Raw genomic sequence first — 13,260 nt, 5'->3', positions numbered from 1 at the left:
TAGCCTAGCCGAACTCGTGGGGCTCTATGCGCTCCTCATGGTCGTACTCCTACTCGCTCGCTTACGTGCCGAGTACCACCGCTCCCCGACTCCAGCACCCGTGGAGAGCTAAGGAGAGGCAACGGCGTGGTCGGGATAGCTATCGTGTAGCACAGCCCGCCTACCCCGTGTCCCTAGGGCGCAGAGGGAGGCAACCAAGAGGGTTCGTAGAGGCAGAGCAAGGCCGACACATGAAAACACTATTGTGTGAAAGTAAAGTAGAGCATACAACGAACATAGAACTAGCTGTGTACTAGCTCCAGGCATACCAAGTGTACACCTCCTACCCAAGAGGGGTGAGTATACACGCGTGTACACAAGAGTATACACGTGTGTACACAACTGTATACACGCGTGTACACTACCTCGCCCTAAGTATATCCTCTGTAGAGCTCGCTCGTATGTTTTTCCTTAGGGATAATATCTAGGCGCTCGGCTAAGGCCTTCTGGATATGAGATAATATACCCAAAGAGCCAAAGACTGGACTATAAGAAAGAGCATATGTGGGGCAGTGGAGGATGGGGAACAAGCCTGCTCACTACCCACGGCGACGAGACTCCGCTCCCCGACAGACACAAAAGCAGAGACGGTGGTATAGGGAAGTCCTATACCACCGTCTCTGCTTCTATATGGAGCTAGCGAGGTCGCTACTTGGTGATCTGGTCGAGCTTACGCAGTAGGAACTCGTAGTGCTGACGCAGGGTCGCATCTGCCGTCTTGGGCGCTACTCGACGTAGGAGCTCCTGCGTACGGTAGAGCAGTGGGAGGTAGAGCGACTCTGTCGTATTGATGGCGTTGGTGAAGAGATCTTCTGGTTCGCCATAGCTCTTCCCGAAGTTGAGGAAGCCTACCCCTGAGTGCCCATGCGCATCCGCTGAACTCGAGGGCGCATAGGAGCAGATGTGTGGAGCCTGCTGAGGCAGGAGCGAGATGAACTCTTCGTCTGTCATACCCTCCGTGCGTACCAGCTCCGTAGGCTCTGCGAAGCCCGTGAGCTCTGCGATGGAGAGGGAGGAGCGACCACCTCCCTTAGGAGCAAGGTCAGAGGTGTAGCCGATGAGGTAGCGGACGAAGTAGTCCTGCAGTTGCTTTTCCTCAAAGGAGAGGTTCTCCTTACCCTGCTCCGTCTTAGCAAAGACACGAGCATAGACATCGTCCGCATACTCGAGGGGCGAGTAGGAGGTGGAGTCTAGGTAGTAGGAGAGGTTGAGGTTGGCAATATTGCGGATAGCCATCGCTCTCGTGAGGGCACCTAGGCGCACGAAGGGAGAGTCGGCAGCGACATCACTCATCGTATGCTCTAGTGGCTCATTGCGCATACTATCGATCGAGACCGCTTGGTCTAGGAGCCACATAGCTGAGGCACGTTGCTCGGCCTTCGGTACGACCTTGTAGCGGGGTAGGCCAGAGGCTTCGCTCGTCTGATAGAGGTAGATCCCAGGGACGTTGAGGAAGACATTGGAGACATAGCGCATCGCCTGATTGGCGATTCCTTCGTAGAGGGTAGCACGGTGCTCTGCTTCGTCATCATTAGGGAACCACTCCCCTAGGTGGCTGAGGATATAGCGGAGGTTGGAGAGGCCTAGGGTACTTGCCTTGACCGGGTCATTTGATAGGTCTTCCTCGATAGCGGAGGGGTCATAGCGACGATCCCCCATCTGCTGTACCCCATAGCGATACTCAGGGTCGTGGGCATGCTGGTCGATCAGTGCTGAGACTCGCTTAGACTCCTCGATGAGATCCCCCTTCGTATCGGGGAAGTACTTATACGTCCATTCGATGGCGTACTTGTCGTACGTCCCTACGGTAGGAGGATCAAAGCTCACCCCCTTGTCTCCGGGCTGCACGACGTAGTTGAAGCGCGCATAGTCCATGATGGAGGGCGTCGTACCGTGTGTAGCCGAGAAGGAAGGAGAGCGCAGGGAGTCGATGGTGTAGGCTGCCGAGGCCGCCATGTTGTGCATGAAGCCAAGGGTATGGCCGATCTCGTGGGCGATGACGTACTTCAGCGACTTAGACATGAGGCTATCGGGTAGCTTCACTGCTCGTACGGCTGGGTCAGCCTGTGCGGTCTGGATGAATCGCCAGTTGTTATTGAGCTTAGACACATCGCTCCATACAAGTACAGAGGCATTGATGATCTCCCCTGTGCGAGGGTCAGACCAAGAGGGACCCATAGCGTTCTCGGTAGCGATGGGGACGTAGCGAATGCAGTTGTACTTGAGATTATCGGGGTCGAAGGTAGGATCATCGGTGGGGAAGTCACGTACCTCGATCGCATCCTTGAAGCCGATGAGCTCGAAGGCCTTGTTCCAGCGTAGTGTCCCCTCCTTCATAGCTTCCTTCCAGACTGGGGGGAAGGTATTCTCTACATAGTAGACGATAGGCTTCTTGGGGCGGACAAGTTCGCCACGCTTGAAGGCCTCGACATCCGAAGGCTCCAGACGCCAACGCTTAACGAAACGTGCCGACTCGAACTGCTGGCTCTCGGGGTTATATGCCCCCTTGCTGATCTGGAAGACACCGATACGGGTGTCAGCTAGTCGAGGGGTCATAGGCTCCTCCGGTAGGCGCAGTAGCGTGAAGGTCGCCCCGAGGGTCACGGGATAGTCCTTCAGTGGCGAACCGCCCCCACGTGCCGAGGAGAGCGTGATGCGGTAGCTACGATCAACCTTGATGGAGACATTGTCCTCAAAGGACTTAATCTCCCGTATATGCGTTAGGCTACGCTGTGGGCTGGAGCTGACACTGTATGACCCTAGGCTCTTAGCCATGAGGGGCAGATACTTCTGATCCTCTAGGAAGAGGGAGGAGGCATCGAAGACCACGGTAGTCTTGTCCTTGTTCCAAGCCTTGATGGGGAACTTATATACGGCTAGATCCGTGTAGCTCGAGGCGATACGTGGCCGTAGCTCCTTCTCGTCCGCTGGGGTGAGGTAGGGCTCGGTATTGATGGCCTCCATCACGATAGCGCTATCCTTCTGTGCGAAGCGCATGTGGATGGGGTTGCCGTTCTTGAAGCCTACCATCCCCAGCTGGGGGTTGGAGATGGAGGAGAGGGTAGCTGCTAGGAGGAACTCCTTGCCGATCGTCTTGACGGGTAGCTCGATGTAGAGCTTGTTATCCGTCTTGTGTAGCGTGAGGAAGTCCCCCTTAGCGGAGACGATCTTCCCAGAGGTAAGGATACGCTCGTAGGGGGTCTTCTCTACGGGCTTCTCCGTCTTGGCTGGCTTCTTCTTCCTCTTAAGGAAGTCGAAGATGCCTGCATGAGCCGATAGAGGAGCGAGGGTGAGGCACCCGGCTAAGAGGAGCAGGGTGATCGATCTATTCTTCATCATATCTATTCGTATCCTGGTCTACTACTTCTTGTCGTCGAGGAGCTTCTTGACCTTGAAGGCTAGTGTCTGGTAGTGTGCACGTAGCTCTCTGTCGGTGGTGGAGCTGGCTCGCTGCTCTAGGATAGGACGTATCTTGACCAGTGCTGCGTAGAAGTACTGGTCAGAGGTGTCGAGGGCAGGGACATTGGCCATCGGATAGATGTTCGCCGAGGGGTCACCACCGCCGTAGCTGAGACGACCTCTGCTGAGGAGCGTAGAGAAGTCTGTAGGGGCAGAGGCACTGAGACGAAGCATATCCATCGTCACGGGCCCGCTGGTGAAGCCATAGGGCATGTTGGGGGTAGCCTGACGGGCATTGGTAGCACCAGCTACAGCCTTGTCGATGAAGTTGCGCTGCATGAAGCGCTCCATGTGGTTGGGGGCAGTCCCAGCAATCGTGGAGGCGAAGATAGCCTTGTAGAGGTCGTCGAAGTACTCCCCGAGCGAATAGCTATTCTTATCTACCTGCGAAGCGATGATGATGCGGGCACGTAGGTTGAGGATGTCGTTATTGATGAACTCCAGTAGCTGGTCAAAGTAACTCACATCCATCGGTAGCTTCCGCTCTAGGCTACGATCGGCATAGCTCTGGAAGCGCTTAGCCTCCGCTAGGATCCATTGGAAGGCTTCGCGCTGCTTGGCCTTAGGTACAACCTGATAGCGGGGCAGGCCTGTGGAGAGACGAGCTTCACGGGTCACCACACCCCCGACGAGCGACATGACATTCTTGAGGTAGAGGTAGTACTGCTGGACGACGGTGAGGTACATCGCCTTCTTCTTACGACTGTCGGGGTCGTTCTGGATCCACTGCTCGAGGTGCGAGCGGATGATCGCTAGGTTCTTCATCCCAAGCGTGCTACTCATCAGGTGGTCATCCCCGAGGTCTTCGGTACGAACCGTTGGGTCTACGGAGTAGGTCTGCCTTGGGGCGTAGCGGTAGATGGGGTTAGCAACCTTCTTATTGACAAACTCTACCAGACGCTTGGCTTCACGGGCGGGATCACCCTTGTCCTCGGGGAAGTAGCGGTAGCCCCACTCTATGGCGTAGCGGTCGTATTCGCCGAGGACGTTGTTGATGAGGCGGACACCCTTGTCGCTAGGCTGTGCTACATAGTTGTAGAACTCTCCATCCATGATCGAGGGAGCTAGCCCATGCTCACTCGTGAACTTTGCAGAGCGAAGGTTCGCAGTCGAATAAGCGGTGGAGGCAGCATAGTTATTGAGCAAGCCAAGGGTCTTCCCTACCTCCTGCGTGACGAGGGCAGAGAGTGACTCGAGGAAGCGGTCCTCGGGCAAGCGTGCGCTACGTACTGCGGGGTCGATGGCAGCGGTGGCGATGAAGCGTTGCTTGTGGATGAGGTTCTCCACGTTGTTATAGATCAGGAGCGAGGCATTGAAGATCTCCCCAGTACGTGGGTCGAACCATGAGGCACCCGAGACGGTCTCCTGCGAGTTAGGTATGTAACGGATAGTGGAGTATTCGAGGTTGTCTGGGTCAAAGTTCTTGTCCCGAGGGAAGTCGCGTACCTCGATCACGTTGCGGAAACCCGCTGCTTCAAAGGCCTTATTCCACCTCAACACACCTTCCCTCACAGCCTTTGCCCAGGTAGCGGGGAAAGCGTTGTCGAGGTAGAAGGTAATCTTCTTCTCAGGTTCTACTAGTACTCCTTTGGCGTAAGCTTTCTTGTCCTTGGGGATGAGGCACCAGCGGTGGGCAAGGTACACAGGCTCACTCTGGTCGAGGTAGTCGGGGAAGGAGACCTTACGTGAGGTCTCATAGCCCACACGAGCATCGGCTAGACGAGGGGTAGCCTGCGAGGGCTTCACCGGAAGGATGGTATAGGTAACCTCTGCCGTGAGGGGCATATCCTTGGCGACGGTTAGCACGCCCATCAGGGAAGCCGTTACGGAGAAGTTCGTCTCGACCTTGACACTGGCATTGGTATCAAAAGCCTTTAGCCCTCGGATGAAGGTCAGGTTACCATTGCGGGATGAGGATAGCTTGAAGGGACCCTGCTCCTTGGGGATAATCTCAAAGAAAGGATTGCTCTCCGTGACGAGCGAGTTAAGACTGAACACTACGGTAGAGCTATCGGCAGTATAGACCTTCGGAGTGAAGGACATGACCACAGGGTCACGATAGTTAAGCTCAAGGGCCTGCTGTAGCTGACGGGAGGCATCCCTGCGGTAGACGAGGGTATTGGGAGCCTTCATGACGATGACGCTGTCCTGCTTCTCCAGTCTGAAGACGAAGGGAGCGGAGTTCTTCGACCCCACAGCTAGATAGTCAGGGTCGGTGGTGGAGGTGATCGTCGCCCCCATCATCAGCTCCTGTCCTAGGTATTTCGTGGGAAGCTCGAGGAAGACTTCGCCGTCGATCTTGTGGAGGGAGACGAACTTGCCACGGGCACTCTCCACCTTCTTGTCCTTAAAGAACTTGATGTACGGGGTCTCCTCCTTTTTCTTCTTCTCTTCCTTCTCCGGCTTTTCTTCCTTTTTCTTCTCTTCCTTCTTGGGTTCCTGCTTCTTCTCTACCTCCTTGGGCTTGGTCTTGAGTGTGTCGATCTGCGCCGAGGCAGAGAGCGTGTAGCCACCCAGTAGGAGTAGAGTCACCACGAGGGTGCGAATGCTGCTCTTGTGCATGAATCTATCGTTTATTGTATTTGTGATTTTATCGTTGGGATGGTAGCGTCTCCGCTCTTGCATGGGTGAGGCTGTGTGATAAGGGGTGCTTATGACACAGCCTCACCCATGGGAGCGGAGCGCAATGTGAGGGCCTAGCGGGGCTCTCGGTAGACGAGCTTCGTTACCCGGCCCAGCGAGGTGTCTCGCCAGAGTTGCTGAGCCGTACTACCTGAGACATCATAGCTATAGACCGCTCCTGCCGAGCCGTCATAGGTAGCGATATAGAGGCGTGTCCCTCCCGAGAGCACCATACACTGTATCGTCTCCGAAGCACCGAGTGTGATGTAGGCCTCGGGCGAGGAGGCGGCTTGACGCTGTAGGTCATAGAGGTAGACCTTGTTGCCAGCAGCTACGTAGGCCGAGTTGTGCTCAGGGCGCAGGGTGAGGTGAGTCGGGCTGTCTGTCCCCTTGTAGGTAATGCGCTGCATGGGGTAGCTTGTCCCAGCCTTGGTGGAGCTGAGGAAGAGGTTAGGCTCGATCACCGCTAGGGTATACTCACTCGAGGATGCACTATACGTCAGCAGAGCTACATGGCTCATCGTCGTAGTACCTGACATATCGAGGAGGGTACTTCCTGAGAAGGGATTGCCCGTGACAGATACGTCTTGCCCAGTGAAGGGATCGGGCTCGCTGTAAGTGGCCTTGAAGGGATAGACCTTATTCCCCGAGCCAGCGAGCTCCAGCACGATGGCTGTACCCGTAGTCTCATCGAAGAGCGTTAAGCCCCCCGAGTAGATAGCATTGCGCCATACACTGATTCGCCCGGCTAGGACGGGGAGGGTACCGGAGAAGGCGGCCTTGAGGCGAGCGTCATTCAGACGGCGAGGGAGCGTCGTCTGTAGACCTACGGTATAGAGGTTTCCCCCTGCTACGACATACTCATTGAGGTCCTGCGAGGAGAAGATATGCGCCTGGATGGTATGCCCATTGAAGTTCATACGAGAGCCTATGACCTTCAGAGAGTCTGCATTCATTCTATAGCCCCAGGTGTCGGCACCGACGAAGAGGTAGTTGGTCGTCCTCCCTGCCCCCGTGGTATGGGTAAACATACTCAGCGTCTGTGGTGTCCCCGTTAAGTCACGATCGACCCCACCCTCGGTGAAGATGTCCGCAACGGGATTGGCGGCCTGCCCGAAGGGGTAGTAGCCAACAACCGTCTTCCCCGACTGCTGTGTGAGGGCATAGAGTCCCTCACGATACTTGAAGTTCACACGGATGCGGAAGCGATGGTAGTAGGTACCATCAGGGGTCTGCATCTTGAGGCGAGCAGGGTGAATACCATAGTCCGAGCTCTTAGTCGGTGTATAGGCGAGGGTGCTGGTCGTAGAGACCTTCTTGTAGTCCACTTCCCACTCGATCGTAGGAGTCACACTTGCCCCATTGGTGATCTTATACTGGGGAGCCTGTATCGTGAGCGTAGAGCCAAACTCTACCTCGTAGAGCTCCTGAAGCTGCGAAGTGGGGTCTACCACCTCTAGGGGATGCGTCACCCCCGTAGAGTGATCCTTGTAGCACGAGCTGACGACTCCGAGGGTAAACAAGGAGAAGAGCGCTATGCTGAGTTTATATGTCTGTCGCTTCATGTGTCTTATTGTCTGAATTGTTCGAGAGCACGTTTGGTCACCTCGGGGATAGGCTCACCGATCTCGTTGAGGGCAGCCTCGATATTGACCAGGAGCTGATAGAAGACCTCTACATTACCTAGATGGCTAAAGGCATCATAGAGCTCCATCTCATCCTGATGGTAGCGAGCTAGGATAGCTCGGTACTTCTTCAGAGAGAAGTCTCCGCAGAAGTACTGGTAGCTGGAGTTCACCCAGAAGTCTCGTGTGATCATCAGCCCATTGTTGGCTGTCACCGTGATGCGGTTCAGTTGGGTGAAGGCTGTCCTCAGATCCGAGGTAGCCTCTAGCACTAGGACGAGCGTATCGGCCTTACCCTCCTCGGTCTGGAGGGCACTACGGATAAAGGTCACAGGGAACGTCCCATTCAGAGAGTCCGCAGCGAAGGTATACTGGCTCGCCAAGGCCTTGAAGTGCTGCCCCACACGTGCCGTAGAGGCAGCTTCGTCTACCCGTACTCTAAAAGCTAGCGGAGTAGAGGCAGCCGTGCCCGTATGACGTACTGGGATATTCACCGTGAACTCGGTGAGGGCATCGGGACGTGTCCCATAGCTCTCCCGTATGATCCGGTCATCAGCACTAGCAAAGTGGAAGTACACACTGCGTGGGGCTGAGTAGTAGCCATCCCGACTGATATACTCTATACGCTCGTCCTCGGTCTTCTGGCAGCTCATGAGCGTAAGCCCAGTGAGTGCGAGGCAGAGGAGGAGCTTGATATGGTTCCTTTTCATTGTTCGCATTATCTGAGGGTGATCGATCAGTGATTGCCGTAGGTGAGCTCAAGCTGTGGCCAGGGCAGGGTGAACATCTCTTCCGTGGGGGTCACACTCTCCCCAGTGAGCGAAGGGAAGGCGAGGAAGAAGTGCTTGATCGCATGGAACGACAGCCCTTCCCCCGGGGTCTCACGGATATACTCGCGCATCAGTTCCTTGTCAAAGGCAGCCTGATTCGAGAAGTTAGCAGTCGTCAGTGGTGCTAACCCTCGGCTGTCACGTACCTTGTTCAGCGCCTCTACAGCTGCAGCAGGATCGGTGGGATAGCTCGCTTCGGCTAGGATGTAATACATCTCAGGTAGGCGAATGAGCATGATCCCCTTGCTCGAGGTCGCTATGGAGCGAAGCAGGTCCCTATCTGGAAGCAGACGGATGAACTGCGTGTAGGAGTCGATCTGACGGAAGTAGGCTACCTGACGATTGTCAATGGAGGCTCCCCCGCCTAGTGGAGTGTAGAGCTCATTGAGGGCTCGGAGCAGGCGTCCCTGATCGACATTACCTGCCCCCCCTGTAGAGAGGTAAGTCGTAGCTACCCAGTCTAGGAACTTAGGAGCATACAGCCCAAAGACAAGCTCCCGATCAGCAGGGAAGCGGGTCACGTTAGCGAAGGCAGAGCGATCCGCTAGGCCGAAGTCCACACTGTGAGCGATGACCTTCTGTGCATATTCGATAGCCTTGGCAGTCTCACCCATAGCATTGTAGACACGTGCCTTCGTGGCATAGACAGCATACTTATTGAAATGCACGATGCGGTTCGTCTCGTAGGTCGCCGCCGTGAGATCACCTCCCCGGATCGACTCATCACCACCGAGGAGTGCCTCTGCTTGGTCAAGGTCAGCTAGGATATTCTTGTACGTATCCTCGAGGTTGTAGAGACGCTTGTTCTGCAGGTTGAAGTCATAGGAGTAGGGAATACCACGTGTCGTCTTGAGTGTCCCAGCAGCCTTAGCTCGGCGGTAGTCCGCAGCGAAGATACGAGCGACATCAAAGTGCAGGAAGGCACGCAGCCCATAGGCTTCGCCTCGGGCGAGCTGGAGCACATGCCCCGAGAGGGCGCTCTTCTCGGCGTTGGCGAGGATGTTATTGACGTAGGAGATCACTTGGTACTGGGCAGACCAGATAGCGTCGATCTGATCCCGCACCTGAGGGTTGGTATAGCGATAGCGATTCACATGATAGTTCATGGACACGTTATTCACATTACCTATCGTCTGGGAGATATTCTCTAGGAATCCTGCTGTGAGTACCCCTCCATAGAGCCCCTGCTCAGCCATCGAGCCATAGACCCCGTACATAGCATCCTCGTAGCCTCGTATCGTGGAGAACTGTACATCCTCCAGGAGGGTACCCTTGGACTGGATATCGAGGAACTTATTGCAGGAGGGCAGTAGTGCCAGTGACAGTAGACCCACAGCCAGGGGGCGGATTATCATCTTTCTCATCATTGTATCGTTGAGGAGTGGGTGGTTAGAAGGAGAGGCGAGCCGAGAGCTCTATACTCCGTGCAAAGGGATAGTCTAGCCCACGCTCACGACGGACCGTGGAGAGATAGAAGAGGTCATTGGAGAGGAGCTCGAAGCGTGCACGACGCAGGTGTAGCTTCTTCACCCATGCTGCCTCCGTCTCGTAGGCCAGTGAGAGGCTGCGCAGGGTCAGGTAGTACTCCTTCTGTACGAAGCGACTGCTCTGATAGGGACTCTCGCGGTTGGCGATATCCTTGTACTTGGCGACATCGCCGGGCTTCTTCCAGCGGTCATTCAGGACACGCTCGTCGGCATTGTACTGGGGGTCTGCACCCTCTACTCGGGAGGCGAGGGTCTGGTTGTAGACCACAGCCCCAAGGGAGTAGCCAAAGCTAGCATTCAGAGAGAAGCCCTTATAGAAGAGGTAGGACGAGAGCGTCCCATAGGCCCAGGGACTCGTATCACCGAAGACGATACGGTCGTTGGAGTCGTAGTCGAAGGTATAGGAGCCATCACGCTTGATATAGATCTCCTTACCCGTGGCAGGGTCGATCCCAGCCGAGGGGACGACCTTCAGCGCCGTGAGCGACTGCCCTTCCTCGTAGAGAGGGAGCGGCGTCGTGGAGCGGTTCAGCACCGTGTCCTTGGCATAGGAGTCGTTCAGCGCCTTGAGGGCATTACTGATCTTCTTCACCTTATTCCTATTATAGGAGTAGTTCAGAGCGAGCGTCCACTGCAGATCTTGGTTCTGAATAGGCACGACACGAGTGGAGAATTCCAGCCCTGAGTTCACGACCTCCCCGACGTTCTGCTTTGCCGTGACGACACCGATTGAGGGCGCCTTCGTGACATCCAGCAGGAGGTTATCCGTCAGCTTGCGGTAGGCATCGAAGGTCAGGTCCCAGCGACTCTTGAAGAGCGTCAGGTCAAGCCCTACGTTCTGATTCAGCGTACGCTCCCACTTGAGGTCAGGGTTCCCGATGCCACGGGGCACAGCACCTGCACCTACGAGGTAGTTGATATTCTTATTGTAGTCGTAGGTCGTGTAAGCCTGATAGGGCTCGAAGGACATATTTCCTAGATACCCAAGGCTCGCACGGAGCTTCAGCAGTTGGATATTCTTGTTGCCCTTGAAGAAGGACTCGTTGTGGATATTCCATCCACCACCGAGCGACCAGAAGGGAGCGAAGCGCTGGTTCTTCCCGAACTTCGAGGAGCCCTCATAGCGGAAGACGAAGTCCAGCGAATAGCGGTTATCATAGATGGCATTTCCATTGAGGAAGAAGCCCGCAGCCGTGGAGTAATTGTCCGAGCCTGAGGGGCGAGCACCACTGCGATAGCCAAGGGCAAAGTTGGGGTGCCCAAGGTTGTCCGAGTAGAACCCTCGACTCGTGTAGGTAGAGGCATCGGAGGACGAAGACTCAATATTAGCCCCAGCCATAGAGGTGACATAGAGCTTGTCGAGGAAGGTACGGTTGTAGGACACCATCAGCTTCCCCATGTAGTTGAGGCCCTTCGACTGATTCTCTACCATCTCCCCACGCTGGTCGAGGGCATCGCCACGGAAGTCATTGGAGAGAGGTGAACGGAACTTACGTCCACTACCACTACGGATCGTGAAGGAGAAGTCTCCGTCTACACGGAAGTCCCCAACCCAAGCCTGAAGGGTAGAGGTATTCAGCAGGTCGATATTCTGCGACTGATTGTAGCTCCCGAGCTTGGCCTCATAGAGCGGGTTATTGACCCGATCCCCATTGAAGCTCTTGACGAGCTGACCATCCGAGCCATAGGGCGAGAGATAGGGGTTCATGCGGGAGAAGTTGCTGAACGACCCATAGTTGGGCTCGTCCGAAGAGACCCTATTGACCGTAAGGTTATTGGATAGGAAGATGCGATTAGGTCTGTTGTAGGAGAGCTTGAAGCTTCCCGACACACGCTCACGTCCTGACTGGATCATGACCCCCTGCTCGTTGCCGTAGCGGAGGGTTAGGCCGTAGCGGACGAACTGGTCACCACCCTCTGCACTGAGGCTATGCGAGTGAGAGACACCCATACGCAGGGGCTTAGAGAGCCAGTCGGTATTCACCCCACTGCGGATCATGCGTACCACGGCGTCACGCTCTAGGTCCTTGCGATACTGCTCAGCTGGGTCAATACCCGTATAGACCCCAGCTAGGTCCTCATAGCGGAGCTTCTGCTCGGGATTTAGTAGGTGATAGCCACTAAGGTCTGGAGTGGTGAGGCGGAGCGTACCACTATAATTAAGGCGGATAGCCCCCTGCTCAATGGGCTTGGTGGTGATGACGATGACCCCAGCCGCGGCCTTCGCCCCATAGAGCGCAGAGGCAGAGGCGTCCTTGAGCACGGTGACACTCTCGATGGTGTTCATATCCATATCGTAGATGTAGTTCACGTCTACGATAGCTCCATCTACGACGAAGAGAGGGAGATTGGCAGCTCCAGAGAACGTAGCACGACCACGGAGGTTGAGGTCAGGGCGAGCATTCGGGTCAGAGCCGAGGTTATTCTGCTGTACGATCTGTAGCCCCGGGACAAAGGCCTCAAGACTCTCCAGGAGGTTCTTAGTCCCCACAGAGAGGAGCTCCTTGGCCTTGACGGTCGTCTGCGAACCAGTGAAGCTCTTCTTATCCTTCTTTGTGAAGCCCGTGACGACAATATCCGAGAGCGTCTCACTATCGGGCTCTAGGGTGATACGATGGGGCTTGCCGGCCTGTAGGGTCAGACTCTTGGCCTTATAACCAATGAAGCTTAGGCGGATCGTCTCGCTAGGCTTCGTGGTCTTGAACTCAAAGTGCCCTTTGGCGTCCGTAATAAACCCACCAGTCATCCCACTAACCTGTATAGTGACCCCCATCATGGGCTCGCCGAACTCATCTAGGACGATCCCACTGATCAGGGAATAGGTGGATTTGGGTTGATCTTGTTGTCCTGCTTGGCTCGTCGGCGCACTAGGGGCAGCTAGTGCCGGGGGGAGAGCAAGCATTAGCCATCCGCAGGCTAATAATGTAGTTTTTAATCTCATTGCGACCTATTAAATAGTGATACAATCTCTGCCCAAGGGCGGTCGGTTCCCCCTACTCGATCCATAGCTCTACTCACATAGAGCCTATGGTGTGTAGATCATTTCTTTCCCGTGACCAGAGTTCGTCGTGAATTATAATGACAAATAGTAAGGGGGAACAATCCCCCCCTTAGACGACCACGCCAAAGTCATTTGGCCAGTCTCAAAGCACCTTATTTCACAAAATTAGCAATTGATTTCCATAATTCCTAGCAAAC

At 55.3% G+C, this 13,260-nt stretch carries 6 protein-coding genes; all 6 read right to left on the bottom strand.

The window, feature by feature from the left end; translation table 11 throughout:
• Positions 1 to 687: 687 nt before the first annotated feature.
• A complete protein-coding gene (locus QZ554_RS01345) occupies positions 688 to 3,378 on the bottom strand; it encodes a zinc-dependent metalloprotease (RefSeq protein WP_297193689.1) in 2,691 nt (896 codons plus the stop codon).
• A 21-nt stretch (positions 3,379 to 3,399) separates the two neighbouring features.
• Complete coding sequence (locus tag QZ554_RS01340) at positions 3,400 to 6,060, bottom strand: zinc-dependent metalloprotease (protein ID WP_297193687.1); 2,661 nt, start codon at positions 6,058 to 6,060, stop codon at positions 3,400 to 3,402.
• Between the two features lie 134 nt (positions 6,061 to 6,194).
• Positions 6,195 to 7,685: a hypothetical protein gene (locus QZ554_RS01335; protein WP_297193685.1), complete on the bottom strand. Its 1,491-nt coding sequence runs from the start codon at positions 7,683 to 7,685 to the stop codon at positions 6,195 to 6,197.
• A 5-nt stretch (positions 7,686 to 7,690) separates the two neighbouring features.
• On the bottom strand, positions 7,691 to 8,455 hold the full coding sequence (locus tag QZ554_RS01330) for a DUF4843 domain-containing protein (protein WP_297193683.1): 765 nt from the start codon (positions 8,453 to 8,455) through the stop codon (positions 7,691 to 7,693).
• A 26-nt stretch (positions 8,456 to 8,481) separates the two neighbouring features.
• Entirely contained in the window at positions 8,482 to 9,939 is a 1,458-nt protein-coding gene (locus QZ554_RS01325; protein WP_297193681.1) for a RagB/SusD family nutrient uptake outer membrane protein, read from the bottom strand.
• Positions 9,940 to 9,964: 25 nt separating this feature from the next.
• A complete protein-coding gene (locus QZ554_RS01320; protein ID WP_297193679.1) occupies positions 9,965 to 13,003 on the bottom strand; it encodes a SusC/RagA family TonB-linked outer membrane protein in 3,039 nt (1,012 codons plus the stop codon).
• Between the last annotated feature and the right edge of the window lie 257 nt (positions 13,004 to 13,260).

It is taken from the genome of uncultured Porphyromonas sp., assembly GCF_915070105.1.
Classification (GTDB): Bacteria; Bacteroidota; Bacteroidia; order Bacteroidales; family Porphyromonadaceae; genus Porphyromonas.
Note: the sequence above shows the minus strand (reverse complement) of the source record. Positions and strands in the feature narration are given on the sequence as shown.